The sequence below is a fragment of the Streptomyces sp. NBRC 110611 genome, from assembly GCF_001590865.1.
Classification (GTDB): domain Bacteria; phylum Actinomycetota; class Actinomycetes; order Streptomycetales; family Streptomycetaceae; genus Streptomyces.
The window spans coordinates 13,360-27,534 of the sequence record NZ_BBUY01000015.1 but is presented as its reverse complement, the minus strand read 5'-3'; the positions used below and the strand labels follow the sequence as shown (position 1 = coordinate 27,534).

Below are 14,175 nucleotides of genomic sequence, written 5' to 3'. Positions count from 1 at the left end.
GCCTGCCGTCCGGATACCCGGAGGACAGCGCATTCGAGGCACGCAGAGCAGTCCCCTGTAGCTCAATTGGCAGAGCAGCCGGCTGTTAACCGGCAGGTTACTGGTTCGAGTCCAGTCGGGGGAGCTCATTCCCTTGTAGCTCAATTGGCAGAGCAGCCGGCTGTTAACCGGCAGGTTACTGGTTCGAGTCCAGTCGGGGGAGCTCAGAGGACGAGGACCCCGGGAGGGGTCCTTTTTCTTGTGCCGGGGGCCCGGTTTCCCGCTCCGGGGAACCGAAACCCTGGTGATCGAAGTCCTCTTGGGCAGCCAACGTCGCCCGACGGCGGCCCGCACGGGCAGCAGATCGTATGAGCGGCTATGCTGCGGCAGACGGCGCGCACAAATGTGCGCGACGCGCCGTGGAGGGGGCGGTAGCTCAGCCGGTTAGAGCAGCGGACTCATAATCCGTCGGTCGTGGGTTCGAGTCCCACCCGCCCCACCATGCGGTGATGCCGCAGGAACGCTCTGGCCAGTTACCTTGCTGGTCAGAGCGACTGCGGCAGGATCTTGGCAGTCCTTCCTGATCATGCGCTCGGTGATGTGGGGAAACAAGCCGCAACGCCGAAGTCCGGCAAATCGGACAATTGGCTTTTGTGGGCGACGGTCCTGGTGTCGCGGCCGTCTGCGTGCCGGCCCCGTACCTGGGCATGGCCCACGCGATGCCGAAGTCGATGATCCGCGGGCCCTGTGCGGCTGCCAGGACGCCGGACGGCTTCAGATCGCGGTGCACCACGTCCGACCGGTGTAGCACCCTGTGTAGCTGCTCCAGCCCGGTGGCGAGGGAGGCATCGAGGGCGTGCACCGCCGTCGGCCGTCGGCCGGAGTGCCTGGGCCGGTGCGGCGACCGGACAGTGCCGTGACGACCGGAGAGGGGGCGCCGGCGGTCGGAAGGTCGCTGCCGTCGCCAGATGGTGCGTGACGGGGGAGCCGTCCAAACTTCCAGGCCGTCACGCCACCCTTTTCCTGCCCTTTTCCTGCGTGATCGTTGCGGCTCGCGTGCTGCAGGGTGCGTGCGTGCCACGGCCCAAATGTCCCTTGAGGAACCGTCAACTGGGTGACAGCGTCTACCTCGTTGTGCGGGATTAATGGACGGGGGGCTCGTTTCGCGTGGGTGTTGTGCTACCGGGCTGGGCGGATGAGATTCTCGACATCATCGGCGTTTCGTGGCCGAATGTGGATGAAGACGATTACCGCGATATGGCTGATGCGCTGCGGGAGTTCGCGGATGACATCGATGGTGGTGCGAACGAAGCGCATCAAGCCATCCAGAGCCTCGTTGGCTCGGCGGGCGGTTCGCTGGGGGTGGAGGCGCTCAACGCCCACTGGAGCAAGATCAACGGGAAGCATCTGAAGGGGCTCGCCGAGTGCGGGCGCCTGGCCGGGACAGCCATGGACGGCGTGGCTGTGCTCATCGAGGGCGCCAAGATCGCCGCAATCGTCCAACTCGGCATTCTCGCCGCTGAGGTGGTCGCCGCTCAGGTCGCGGCGCCCTTCACATTCGGCCTGTCCGAGTTGGGGGCGCTGGCCGGCACTCAGGCCACCCGCCTGGCGGTACGCAGGATCATCAAAGAGGTCTGCCAGCAGGTCGTCGAGCAGGTGGTCAGTGCCGCCCTGACCCCTGTCGAAGAGGCTCTTGGCGCGATGGTCGGCGACTTGGTGGTGCAGCTCGGGGCCAACGCCCTTGGTGCGCAGAAGGGCGTTGACCTCGGCCATGCGGCCCAGGCGGGCAAGGATGCCGGGAAATCCGCCGCTACCGGCATGCAGCTGCTGAGTGCCGGCGGCGGGAGCGGCGGGAGCGGCGGGGGAGGGGGAGGCGGCGGCGGTGGTGCCGGCGGCTTCACTTTCGATCCTGACGCCCACGACAAGGCCGTCACGGGACTGAAGAGTGCCGGTGGCACCTTCCGTGACAAGGCCGGTGGCAAGCTCGGCCGCGCCAAGAGCCATCACGGGCGTACCCGCGGCAAGGACGTCATCGCCAACGCCGCCGCTCCGATGATCGACAAGGTCATGGACGGACTGGAGAAGGGCGTCAAGAGGACGGCTGCGCATCTCGACGAGGCCATGACCGGTGGCGTCAAGAAGATGGCCAAGAACCATCGCGACAACGATGACGAGACCGCGCTGTCGATGGCCAAATTGCGCAAGCGTGACGACGGCACGCCCATGTACCTGCTGGGCGACGACGGATCCGTCCAGCGTCTTCGTCCTGACGGGAAGAAGGAAAAGCTCACCGACGAGGACAAGCAGCGCATCGGCCTGAAGTTCAACGGAGACAACGTCGGCCGACCCCAGGAAGGCGAACCCCTCGTCAAACTGGACCCGCAGGGCACCAAGCCTCGGCCGCGCCAGCCGTCCAGAAGAGTTGAGCCCGGAGGCACGCAGTTGTCACGAGCCACTCAGCTGGCTCGGCATTCGAGCGACGCTTACGGCCCCAAGCCGGGGAAGCCGGGCACTCCCAACAACTATGCGGCAGTGAGGATGGACGGTGCAGGCGGTCACGGCGACTTCATCATGGTGGGAAGAAGCAGCGGTTTTCGTCACTCCGAGAGGATCGTTGGGTTTCCTGTCCTCCGTGACGGTCAAGAGGGGAGGATGCGGGAGCTCTATACGGAGCGGGGGCCGTGCACGTCCGGTCCGAGATGTGCGGAGTGGATGAACGAGCGACTCTCGCACGTCGACACCACTCACAGCTTCGATTATCCGGAAAATGATTCCAAGCCGGCAAGAAAAGCCATGAACGACGACGTCAAGGCATATCTGTCCCGCTTGAGGGCCAACAAGTGATGCGTCGATGCCATCCAGGGAAGTTACATACCAGCCGAGTGATAAACTCGGTTTGCTCTCATCACGTGTTACAGGTAAGGACACAGCATGACGCCGCCCGTTGACCGGACAACACTTGAAGGCGAGTTCAGCTCGGAGGAGTTGCTCACGCTGCCCGAGGGAATGCTTGACGGGATCGAGCACGCAGCGAGTGTGGACTTCCTGCGCAATGTGGGACTCCCGGTCCGCGCCAATCCCTGGTTCGACCTGATCGACCGGTCCCGTCGGGAGCTCAAGAAGGTGGGCGCCTGCTACGAGGACATGGGGGACCGGTGGACCAACCTCCCGGACAATGCGGCGAACTGGGTTCTCCTCGGCATGATTCCTTACGATGACATCGCCTTGGATGGCGCTACGGGAGTCGTTTACTGTCTCCCTTCGGATGAAGACGAGGTGTATCCGCTCAACAAGGATCTGCACTCCTTCGCTCACTTCCTCTATCTGCTGGCGCTGGAGCGGCCGAACTATGACGAGGAACTGGAGCAAGAGCTCGACCCTGAAGGGGCGGAGCAGCGTCTCACCGCGCAGATGAGGCAGATCGATCCGGCGGCTCTCGATGTACCGCATTCACGCTGGCACGATATTCTTGAATGGGTTTCCGATCCCGACGCAAGGTAATGCGGAATGCTGCGGCTTTGAGATGAATACTGCGGCTTTGAGATTGCGTGCAATCGATCTAGGAGTTATCCATGGCGGCCCTTGAGGGCGAGATGCGGCACTTCGGTCAGGCGGCCGTCGATCCGATGAGTACGCCGGGCAGCGTCCGCCGGCTTGAGCAGGTGGCCGTCCCCTGGCAGGTGGGCCCCTACTTCTCCACCACTGCCGACGCCCCTGTCGTGCTGGGCTCCTACGCGGAAGCCGTCGGCCGGGAGGTGGCCTCGGAGGAGCATCGGCTGCTGGCGCGGCTCGGCACCGATCGCGGGACCGAGTTGTGCAGCGACTCGCACGGTGTCGTGCGGGCTGTGCTGCTCGACTACGACGAGCCGTCGCGCTATGTGAATGCCTCCCCGGAAGCCTTCGCGCAGTCCCTCCTCGTGCTGGACCAGGCCCTGCGGGCGATCGTCGGCGCGGATCAACCCCGGGTCGCCGCGCAGGCGTTCGCGGACGCGGAGCAGCGCCTGCGCGACCTGGACCCCACGGCCTTCGCCGACCGCGAGAGCTGGTGGCCGCTCGTCCTGGACGATATTCGCGACACCGCCGGCAGCGAGTGGTACGCCGCGATGGAGTATGTCGGCGCGGATGGGCAGAAGCAGATCGTCACCCGGGCCGGAGCCATCGGCCTCCATCCGGAGGAGCGGCTGTGGTCCGCGCTGAGCGGGGCGGGCGTCGAGGCGGACCAGATCGTGAAGGTGCACACCGAGTTGGAGCCGTGCTTCATGCCCGGCCACTACTGCTCACTGTGGATGGCGCAGACGTTCCCCGACGCCGAGCTGACCCACAACTTCCCCTATGGCGAGACCGCGGAGTCCCGCGCCGAGGGGCTGCGTCTGCTCGCCGAAGCCGCAGCCCAGCCCCCTCAGCAGTAGACGCACACGACGGGATGGCCGCACAGTGACGATCACCGGCAGTACTCAGGCGCCCGATCCCGCGCAGTGGCCGCCGCCGGCCGCGGAGCGTTCGGCCGCCGGCCGAACCCTCATCGAGTGGGCCGCCACGACCGGCGCCGGTCTGCCGCGGTTGTGCCTGCTGCGGGGCGGCCGCTCCAGCGGCAAGAGCCACCTCCTCGCGTGGTTTCTCACCGGCGCGGCTTCCCATCCCGCCACCACAGCCCACGCCACCGTCCCCGCCCAGGGCCTGATCACCGACGCGGTCGCCTGGGAGATGGGACGCCAGCTCGGCTACGGACCCGTACCGCCGCATCGCCTGCTGGAGCGCGTGGCCGCCGATCAACGGCCGCTGCTGCTCCTGCTGCCCGACCTCCACCTCGCCGGCCGCGGTCCCTCCGACCAGCCGGCCGGTGATCCGCAGACCATCGTCGACGCGTTCGTCCTGCCTCTCCTGCAACTCCCCCACGTCCGCGCGGTGGTGGAGACAGGAGAGACCACACTCCTCGCCGACCAGGAACATCAGGAAATCGACCTCGGCGCGCTGCCGTTCCCCGGCATCGAACGCCCCGACGACATCCCGATCGGTTTCGCCGCCCTGCGTGCCACCATTCCGGCAACCGCCGACGGCAGGCCCATCTGGTCGCAGGCACCTCACCCGTCCCTGGTGCGCATACTCGACGCCGCCATCGACGCGGGCGACAGCAGGGCCGTTTCCTCCCTGCTGGCCGATCCGGGGTTCTTGCTCCACGGCCCGGCCGCCGCCATCACCGCCGCGCTGCGCAGCCCCGCCACCGCGGCACCGGCCGGTCTTCGTCCTCTCTGGGAACGGGCGGCCCCGCAGCTCTCCGCCGTCGAGCACAGCGTTCCCGAACGGGCAGCCCTGCTGCACGCCGCCGCCCTCGGGGTCAGCCACAGCCTGAGTGAGTACCTGCGGCCCCTCGCGGAACAGCACCAGTGGAGCGCCGTCTGGGCACAGCACGGCCGGCCCACGGCGGCTCAGGTCCATCTCCCGCAGGGTGGCGGGCTGCTCTTGTCCGATCTCCTCGGCCGACTGTACGTGCATGATCCGGCCACGGGACACCGGACGGGAACGCTCCCTGCACCGGCTGCCCTGCGTCCCTGCGGTATCGCGGCATCCAGCTCCGACGCACTGCTGATTCTCGACGAGACCGGGCCGCTCCACGCCGTCACCGCCGACGAGGACGGACCGGCCGCCACCGTGCTCGGGCACATCGCCTCCCACCACGGACAGGCGTCGCTCACGGCGGACTCCCACCGGCCCACAGCCATCGGGGGCTGTCCCCACTCGTCCTTGGCGGCCATCGGCGACGCCTACGGAGCTGTGCACCTGTGGTCGCTCGGCGAGTACCGTCCGATGCCCCGGTCCTGCCGCCTGCACACCGCGCCGGTCACGGCCGTGGCCTGCCTGCGGGGTCCCGAGGACGATCTGACCTTCGTCATCAGCGGTGCACTCGACGGCTCCCTTCGCCTCTGGGAAACCTCCCAGGCACCGATGGAGAACCCCCTCGATCAACGGCCGGCACTGATCACCGCCCTCGCCGCCGCCAGTACGCCGGCCGGCCCCGTCCTCGCCGCCGCCTGGAACGACCAGGAGATCCACCTGTGGCACCTCCTGAGCGGAACAGTCCGCGTACTGCCACTTCTCTCCCGCTGCACCTCCCTCGCCTTCACGCCCACCGGGCAACTGACGGTCGGTGGCCCGGACGGATTCCACGCGATACGACTCGACCTCGGCCAACTCTGGGCCCAGGCCCACTGACTTCGGCTGGTCAACGCCCGTCCGGATACAGAACATTGCAGGTATGTGAACAAGCCAGCTGGTCGGTTTCCGGTCAGCGTCTTCGAGTTTTTGTTGCCGCACCCCTCGGCGACTGCTAGGAATTAGCGCGATCCAGCCATGGTCGAGCCTGCACGGAAAGTTAGTTGAATTGTGCACGGGGGGAGCTTCTGCATGGCACCACTGTCTTCGTCCGTCGGTTCCCCCTGTTGTGTTGCCGGTCGCGAGCACACACAAGAAGGGGAGTTCCGTCTTGACTGCACTGTCCCATTCGTGGCTGCGTAAGATCGACTTGAAGCTCATCGCCGATCAGGTGGGAACTCCGGTTTTCATCTACAGCGAAGCCCAGTTCCGCAAGAATCTGGCCCGTGTGCGAAGAGCCGCGGACGACGCGGGACTGGGAGGCCGGGTCGAGTTCTACATTCCGTTCTTCCCGAACTCGAACCCGCACCACCTCGCACCGCTCAAGGAAATGGACGGCTTCGGTGTCCTGGTGCAACTGCCCAGTGAGTACCGGATTCTGCGCGCCCATGGGTTCGACAAGTTCATTGTCTCCCCGGGGCACGTCTCCGACCAGGAGATATCTTTCTGGGACAACACGCGATGTCCCACCTTCCTCGCCAGCCTGGACGAGGTGACGCACGCCCTCGTCACCCGGGCACCCTCGATCAGTGTCCGCATCGACTCCCTCGACTCCGGAAAGCCCGGCATCAAGTACGGGGAGCTGGACCGGCTCACCGCGCTCCTGAAGGAGTACGGACGCGAGCTCGACTGCGTCGAGGTGTACTGCGGCAGCGGCAACTCCCTGGACGACATGGTCCGCACCGTCGAGGAGATGTTCGAGGTCTTCCAGCGGCACTTCCCCACCGCCCGGGGCATCAACTTCGCCGGCGGTCACGGCTTCGACTACGACGCCCATGCCGAGGCGGACAAGCACTTCGACTGGGCCCGCTACTTCGGCCGGCTCGCCGACGCCGCCCGCCGCATGGGCATCCCCGAGGACGTGACGTTCCTCTTCGAGCCCGCACGCGACGTACTGGCCGATACGGGCGCCCTGCTGATGTCGGTGGAGCGCTCCGTCATCACCACGCCGGTCTCGTCTCTCGTCGTCACCAACGGCTGCCGCATGCTCATGCCCTCGGCGCAGCTGCGCAACCGGGGGCACAACACGGCATTCCTCGACCAGGACATGCGCGAGATCGTCAGCGAGAAGGGCGTCAGCGCCGCGGTCCGCGGCCGCACCATCCTCCGTAACGACTACCTCCTGCCCGGGGAGGTGCATGTCCCGGAAGGAGTGGATGCGACGAGTTACCTGGTCATTCTCGACACCGGGGCCTACTGTGCCACCCAGCACATGGAATTCCTCAACGTTCCGCCGGCCGCCGAAGTCCTTGTGAACAGCGACGGGTCGATGGACCTGATCACGGCCGCCGGTGATGAGCTCGACAAATGGCGCAACCTCCTCGCCGAGAAGCAGCCGGTCAAGAACTGATCACCGGGCCCGGGCGGTTTCCCGCAGTTCCGGAGGCCGCCCGGACGCCCATCCGTTCCCGCACCGGATTTCCCGCACCCGGATTTCTCGCACCCGGGTTTCTCGTATCCGGGTTTCTCGTATCCGCGTTTCTCGGGCCGGCCGGGGTGTGCCCCGCCGGCCAGGCAGGAGTTTGCCGTGTCCATACCCCGCGACGGGCTGCCGGAGCACGCCGCCGGTACCGCCGACGAAGACGCTCCGTTCACGTTGTTCGGGCAGTGGCTGGCGGAAGCGTCGGCCAGTGAGCTGAACGACCCCAATGCGATGGCCATCGCGACCACCGGTGCCGACGGGCTCCCGGATGTCCGTATGGTGCTGCTCAAACACCACGACTCCCGCGGATTTGTGTTCTTCACCAACACGGCCTCGGCCAAAGGCCGCGAACTCGCGGAGAACATGCAGGCCTCGGGCGTACTGCACTGGAAAAGCCTCCGGCGCCAGGTGCGTTTTCGCGGGCCGGCCGAGTTCGTCACCCCGGACGAATCCGATGCCTACTTCGCCTCGCGTGCGCGCGACAGCCGGATCGGCGCGTGGGCCAGTCGGCAGTCCGGCCCGCTGGCCGCCCGCAAGCTGCTCGAGGATGCCGTAGCGGCGCAGGCGAAGCGCTTCGAGGGCCGGGAAGTGCCCCGTCCCGAGCACTGGACGGGCTACCGCGTGCGGCCCGTTTACCTGGAGTTCTGGTCCGATCGGCCGTTCCGGCTCCACGACCGGGTCGTTTTCACCAGGATGAGTCCCCAGGGGCCCTGGGAACAGGGGCGCCTCTACCCCTAGCGGAAGCCAGAGAAGGGTTCGACAGCATGTACTTCACCCACGCCGACGAGATCTGGTCCGGCCACCGGAACCTGCGGGCACTGACCGCCACGGTCACCGGGGTCAGCTCGGCAACGACGGACGAGGCGTTGCTCGGCCGGCTCGCCGAACGGGTCGAGCGGCGGCAGAGCGGTGCGGCCGAGGCCGAGATGCCGGAGATCGCGGCATGGCGTGAGGCCTTCTCGCGCATGGGCCTGAAGCCGACCCAGTACCGATGCGCGTCGGAGGCACTGCTGCGCCGGTACCGCAAGGACAAGAGCCTGCCCAGCTTCCACCCGCTGGTGGACTACCTCAACCATGTCTCCATGGCCTTCGCCATCCCCATCGCGGTGTTCGACACCGAGAAGATCGGCGAGGGGATCACCGTGCGCCCGGCCACGGGGACGGAGAAGTACGAGACGTTCCAGGGGGAGGTCGAGCACCCCGAGCCGGGCGAGGTCGTCTTCGCCGACCCCGACGGGAACGCCCACTCCCGCCGCTGGACCTTCCGGCAGTCCGCGCGCTCGGTGGTCTCGAAGGCCAGCGATTCCGTGCTGATCGTCGCGGAGGCACATCACGCACCGGCCGCGCGGGACCTGGCCGAGATGGAAACCGAGCTGACGGCGGGGCTGGCCACGCTCGGCGTCAGCCTGGGCGCGTCCACTCTCCTCGCCGAGGACCACCGCCGGCTCGACTTCTGACCGCTTGCCGCCCGTCCCGCAGCGGGGCGGGCGGCGTACCGCCCCGGGGAGAACCGCCCCCGGGAGAAGGGGATTTCAGCGTGAGTACGCCTGGTTGTACCGGCATAGCCGACGGCCTGACCCGAGTCCGGGAACAGATCGCCGCCGCCTGCGCGCGCTCGGGCCGCGCACCCGAAGACGTACGGCTGATCGCCGCCTGCAAGACCTTCGGTGACGACGCCGTACGCAGCGCCATCGCCTGCGGCCAGTTGGCATTCGGCGAGAACTACGTACAGGAGGCCAAGGCCAAGTGGCCCGCGCTCAAGGCGGATCACCCCGGCACCGAACTGCACCTGATCGGGCCGCTGCAGTCCAACAAGGCCCGTGAGGCCGTCGCCCTGTTCGATGTCATCCACTCCCTGGACCGGCCGTCCCTCGCCAAGGCCCTGTCGCGCCAGTGCGACGCCCAGGAGCGGCGGCCCGCGATGTTCGTCCAGGTGAACACCGGGGCCGAGCCGCAGAAGTCCGGTGTGCTGCCCCAGGAGGCCGATGCGTTCATCGCGTCCTGCCGTGACGTCCACGGGCTGAACATCACCGGCCTGATGTGCATCCCGCCGGCCGGCGAGCCCTCCGAGCCGCACTTCGGCCACCTCGCCAAGATCGCCGCACGCAATGGGCTCACCGGGCTGTCCATGGGCATGAGCGGCGATTACGGCGCGGCCATCGAGCACGGGGCCACCTGCGTACGGGTGGGCTCCGCCATCTTCGGGAACCGGACCTATCCGGCCCCGCCCAGTGACGGCCCCCGCCCAGTGACGGCCCCCGCCCAGTGACATCACCTGCCCAGTGCCCCCGCCCAGTGACATCCCCCGCCCAGTGAAGCCCCGGCACCGCCGTGGACACCCCCAGCCCCGCCGTGCGTGGGACCGGCCCGAAGGGAACCGTGACGTTGTCCCGCCCAGCCCGCTTCGACCTCCTCTTCACACCGCTTCGGATAGGCCCCGTCACCACGAAGAACCGCTTCTACCAAGTCCCGCACTGCAACGGCATGGGCCGGGCGCACCCCTCTCCGATGGCCGCCATGCGCGGCGTCAAGGCCGAGGGTGGCTGGGGGGTGGTGTGCACCGAACAGTGCGACATCCACTACTCCGGCCAGCACCAGCGGGAACTCCGCCTCTGGGACGAGCAGGACATCCCCGCCCTGGCCCGGGCCACCGAGCAGATCCACGAGCACGGCGCCCTGGCCGGCGTGGAACTGGCCCACAACGGCGGGCACGTGGCCAACCTGGAATCCCGCGCCGTACCTCTCGCCCCCAGCGTGGAGGCCACCCGCAGCCTCCTTCCCGGCAGCGCCCGGGCCATGGACAAGAACGACATCAGGGCCTTCCGGCGCTGGCACCGCGAGGCCGCGCACAACGCCCGGCGCGCCGGGTTCGACATCGTCTACATCTACGCCGGGCACAGCATGACCCTGCCCATCAACTTCCTCTCCCGCAGCCGGAACAAGCGCACCGACGAATACGGCGGCAGCCTGGAGAACCGCGCCCGGCTGCTGCGTGAACTGATCGAGGACACCAAGGAGGCGGTCGGCGACACCTGCGCGGTGGCCGTCCGTTTCTGCGTCGACGAGATGATGGGCGAGCGCGGCATCACCGCGGACGGCGAGGCCCATGACGTCATCGAACTCCTCGGTGAGCTCCCCGACTTGTGGGACGTCAACATCGCCAACATGGGCCACGACGGCGCGACCGCCCGGTTCGAGCAGGAGGGCTGGCAGGAGAAGTACGTCAAGTTCGTCAAGAGCGTCACCACCAAACCCGTCGTGGGCGTGGGCCGCTTCACCTCGCCCGACACCATGGTGTCCATGATCCGGTCCGGCACCCTGGACCTGATCGGGGCGGCCCGCCCCTCCATCGCCGACCCGTTCCTCCCCACCAAGATCGAGCAGGGACGGTTCGACGACATCCGCGAGTGCATCGGCTGCAACATCTGCCTGGCCTACGACTCCATGGGCGCGCCCTTCCGCTGCACCCAGAACCCCACGACCGGCGAGGAGTGGCGGCGGGGCTGGCACCCCGAGACCATCCCGCTCAAGGACACCGACGACACGGTCCTCGTCGTCGGCGGCGGGCCCGCCGGCCTCGAAGCGGCCCGTGGCCTGGGCCAGCGCGGCTACGAGGTGATCCTCTGCGAGGCCGGCCGGGAACTCGGCGGGCGCGCCACCCGGGAAGCGCGGCTGCCCGGCCTCGCGACGTACGGCCGGGTGCGGGACTGGCGCGTCGGACAGCTCAAGCGCATGAAGAACGTGCAGGTGCTGCCCGGCAACCACGTCACGGCCGAGCTGGTCCTGGAGGCCGGGTGCTCGCTCGTGGCCGTCGCCACCGGAGCGGCCTGGCGGCAGGACGGCGTCGGGCGCCACCACCGCGACCCGATCCCCGGACTGGGCGGCGTCCCGGTGTTCACGCCGGACGACATCATGGACGGCCGGCTCCCCGAGGGCCGCGTCGTGATCTACGACGACGACCACTACTACATGGCGACGGTCATCGCCGAACGCCTCGCGGACGCCGGATGCGCGATCGTCTTCGTGACCCCGGAACCCGTGGTCGCGGCCTTCACCCAGTACACCGCCGAGCAGAAGCGCGTCCAGCGCCGCATCATCGAACGCTGCGCCGCCGTGCACACCTCCACCACGCTGGCCCGCGGCGTACCGGGCACCGCGTATCTGGCCTGTACGTACACCGGCCGGGAGACCGCGGTGCCCGCCGACGCGGTGGTGCTCTCCACCGGCCAGATCCCCCGGGACGCCCTGTACCGGGAACTGACCGGGGTGGGGACCAGCGCCCTGGAAGCGGCCGGAGTGCGCCGGGTCGTCCGGGTCGGTGACGCCCTCGGGCCCGGGATCATCGCCGCCGCCGTGCACAGCGGGCACCTGTTCGCCCGCACCCTCGACACCGGCCTGACCGACCGGACCCCCTACCGGCGGGAGAACGTCACGCCGGACTGGGACCAGCCCTTCCCTGGGAAAGGGGCCGCCTGATGGGCACATTCAGGGAATTCCTCGCGAAGACCGCCGACGGCCACCCGCTCACCAGGCAGGAGGCCGCCGAGGCCTTCACCGCCATGACCTCCGGGGAGGCGACCCCCTCGCAGATGGGCGCGTTCCTGATGGCCCTGCGCGTCCGGGGCGAGACCGTCGACGAGATCACCGGCGCCGCCACCAGCCTGCGGCGCAGGATGCACGGGGTGACCGCGCCACCGGGCACGGTCGACATCCTGGGTACCGGGGGCGACTCGTCCGGTTCGTACAACATCTCCACCTGTGCCGGACTCATCGTCGCGGGCGTCGGCGTCCCGGTGGCCAAGCAGGGCAACCGTGCGCTGTCCTCGCGGTCCGGCTCCACCGATGTGCTCGGTGCGCTGGGCGTACGGACCGCGCTGACCCCGGCCGAGGTCGAGCACTGCATCGCGGCGGCGGGCATCGGCTTCATGCACGCCCCCAACCACCACCCCGCTCTCCGGCACGTCGCCGCCACACGGGTCGAACTCGCCACGCGTACCGTCTTCAACCTCCTCGGGCCGCTGCTCAATCCGGCCGGCGTCGCACACCACCTCGTCGGCGTCTACTCCCGGCACTGGGTCGAGCCGCTGGCCCGGGTGCTGGGTGAACTGGGCTCTGCCCGCGCGCTGGTCGTGCACGGCTCGGACGGTCTCGACGAGGTCACCACCACCGGGCCCACGTACGTCGCCGAACTCGCCGACGGCGCGGTGAAGACCTTCGAGATCACCCCGGCGGAGGCGGGCATTCCGCTCGCTCGCCCCGAAGACCTGCGCGGCGGCGACCCCGCACACAACGCGGCGGCTCTGCGGGGGGTGCTGGAGGGAGTCCGGGGCCCGTACCGGGACATCGCCGTCCTCAACGCCGCCGCGGCTCTCGTCGCCGCCCGTCGCGCCGGCGACTTCCGGCAGGCCGCCGAGCTCGCCGCGGCCTCGATCGACTCCGGAGAGGCCCGCTCCCGCCTCGCCGCCCTGGTAGCCGCATCCCACGGCACCCACACCACCGACACCGCCCACGGCACCGACACCACCCGCACCGCGACCACCCCGAGGACATCCCATGAGTGACCTGTTGACCCGCGTCACGGCGTACAAGCGCGAGGAGATCGCGGCGGCGAAGGCAGCACGGCCGCTCGCCGCACTACGGGCCCAGGCCGAGGCGGCCGAGCCCCCGCGGGGCTTCCTCGCCGCCATCGAAAAGCGCCGGGCCGATGGGGAGTACGCCCTGATCGCCGAGGTCAAGAAGAAGAGCCCCTCCAAGGGGCTGATCCGCGCGGACTTCGACCCGCCGGCCCTGGCCCGCGCCTACCAGGCGGGCGGAGCCGCCTGCCTCTCCGTCCTCACCGACACCCCGTCGTTCGACGGCGGCCCGCACCACCTCGCCGAGGCCCGCTCCGCCACCGGCATCCCCGTCCTGCGCAAGGACTTCATGCTCGACCCCTACCAGGTCGTCGAGGCCAGGGCCTGGGGTGCCGACGCCGTCCTCCTGATGCTCTGCCTCGTCGACGACGACACCGCGGCCGCCCTCGAAGGCACGGCGCGCGAACTCGGCATGGACGTTCTCGTCGAAGTCCACCACGCCGGGGAGCTGGAACGCGCGACCCGCCTGCGGTCCCGGCTGATCGGTATCAACAACCGCAATCTGACCACCATGGAGACCACCCTGACGACGGCCGAGAACCTGGCGCCGAGGGTGCCCCGGAACCGCGTCGTGGTCGGCGAGAGCGGATTGCGCACTCCGCAGGATCTCCGGCGCATGGCCGCCGTGGGCATCACCACGTTCCTCGTCGGCGAAAGCCTGATGCGTGCCGACGATGTCGAGTCCGCCACCCGGGCGCTCCTGGCACAGTAGTCGGCCTGACCCATCGGCCCGACCCATCGGCCTGACCTATAAGTCAGTCAAAGGAGCAG

General features: G+C 68.6%; 11 protein-coding genes and 3 tRNA genes. All 14 read left to right on the top strand.

Going from position 1 to position 14,175, the window contains the following annotated elements; all coding sequences use genetic code 11:
• Positions 1-51: 51 nt before the first annotated feature.
• The 14 genes from AZE13_RS25235 to trpC all read left to right on the top strand — a co-directional run bounded on the left by AZE13_RS25235 (position 52) and on the right by trpC (position 14,116).
• A tRNA-Asn gene (locus AZE13_RS25235) sits at positions 52-124 on the top strand.
• 5 nt (positions 125-129) lie between these two features.
• Positions 130-202, top strand: a tRNA-Asn gene (locus tag AZE13_RS25230).
• A 202-nt stretch (positions 203-404) separates the two neighbouring features.
• Positions 405-481: transfer RNA gene (locus tag AZE13_RS25225), tRNA-Ile, on the top strand.
• 665 nt (positions 482-1,146) lie between these two features.
• Positions 1,147-2,823: a nucleic acid/nucleotide deaminase domain-containing protein gene (locus AZE13_RS35825; protein ID WP_147264717.1), complete on the top strand. Its 1,677-nt coding sequence runs from the start codon at positions 1,147-1,149 to the stop codon at positions 2,821-2,823.
• Positions 2,824-2,910: 87 nt separating this feature from the next.
• Complete coding sequence (locus AZE13_RS25215; protein ID WP_066936466.1) at positions 2,911-3,480, top strand: SUKH-4 family immunity protein; 570 nt, start codon at positions 2,911-2,913, stop codon at positions 3,478-3,480.
• A gap of 71 nt (positions 3,481-3,551) precedes the next feature.
• Positions 3,552-4,388, top strand: a complete 837-nt coding sequence (locus tag AZE13_RS25210; protein WP_066936463.1) for a nucleic acid/nucleotide deaminase domain-containing protein — start codon at positions 3,552-3,554, stop codon at positions 4,386-4,388.
• Between the two features lie 25 nt (positions 4,389-4,413).
• On the top strand, positions 4,414-6,189 hold the full coding sequence (locus AZE13_RS25205; RefSeq protein ID WP_066936460.1) for a WD40 repeat domain-containing protein: 1,776 nt from the start codon (positions 4,414-4,416) through the stop codon (positions 6,187-6,189).
• 271 nt (positions 6,190-6,460) lie between these two features.
• On the top strand, positions 6,461-7,699 hold the full coding sequence (locus AZE13_RS25200; protein WP_220127601.1) for a hypothetical protein: 1,239 nt from the start codon (positions 6,461-6,463) through the stop codon (positions 7,697-7,699).
• Between the two features lie 177 nt (positions 7,700-7,876).
• On the top strand, positions 7,877-8,509 hold the full coding sequence (gene pdxH, locus AZE13_RS25195; protein ID WP_079124342.1) for a pyridoxamine 5'-phosphate oxidase: 633 nt from the start codon (positions 7,877-7,879) through the stop codon (positions 8,507-8,509).
• Between the two features lie 26 nt (positions 8,510-8,535).
• On the top strand, positions 8,536-9,228 hold the full coding sequence (locus AZE13_RS25190) for a B3/4 domain-containing protein (RefSeq protein ID WP_066936454.1): 693 nt from the start codon (positions 8,536-8,538) through the stop codon (positions 9,226-9,228).
• Between the two features lie 80 nt (positions 9,229-9,308).
• Positions 9,309-10,040, top strand: coding sequence for a YggS family pyridoxal phosphate-dependent enzyme (locus tag AZE13_RS25185; protein ID WP_066936452.1), 732 nt, complete (start codon positions 9,309-9,311; stop codon positions 10,038-10,040).
• A gap of 116 nt (positions 10,041-10,156) precedes the next feature.
• Entirely contained in the window at positions 10,157-12,247 is a 2,091-nt protein-coding gene (locus tag AZE13_RS25180) for an FAD-dependent oxidoreductase (protein WP_066936448.1), read from the top strand.
• Complete coding sequence (trpD, locus tag AZE13_RS25175) at positions 12,247-13,332, top strand: anthranilate phosphoribosyltransferase (RefSeq protein WP_066936445.1); 1,086 nt, start codon at positions 12,247-12,249, stop codon at positions 13,330-13,332. Before AZE13_RS25180 ends, trpD begins: the two co-directional genes overlap by 1 nt.
• The gene (trpC, locus tag AZE13_RS25170) at positions 13,325-14,116 is read left to right on the top strand and encodes an indole-3-glycerol phosphate synthase TrpC (RefSeq protein ID WP_066936442.1); all 792 of its coding nucleotides are present in this window, start codon (positions 13,325-13,327) and stop codon (positions 14,114-14,116) included. The genes trpD and trpC overlap by 8 nt, the downstream gene beginning before the upstream one ends.
• The last annotated feature ends 59 nt before the right edge of the window (positions 14,117-14,175 follow it).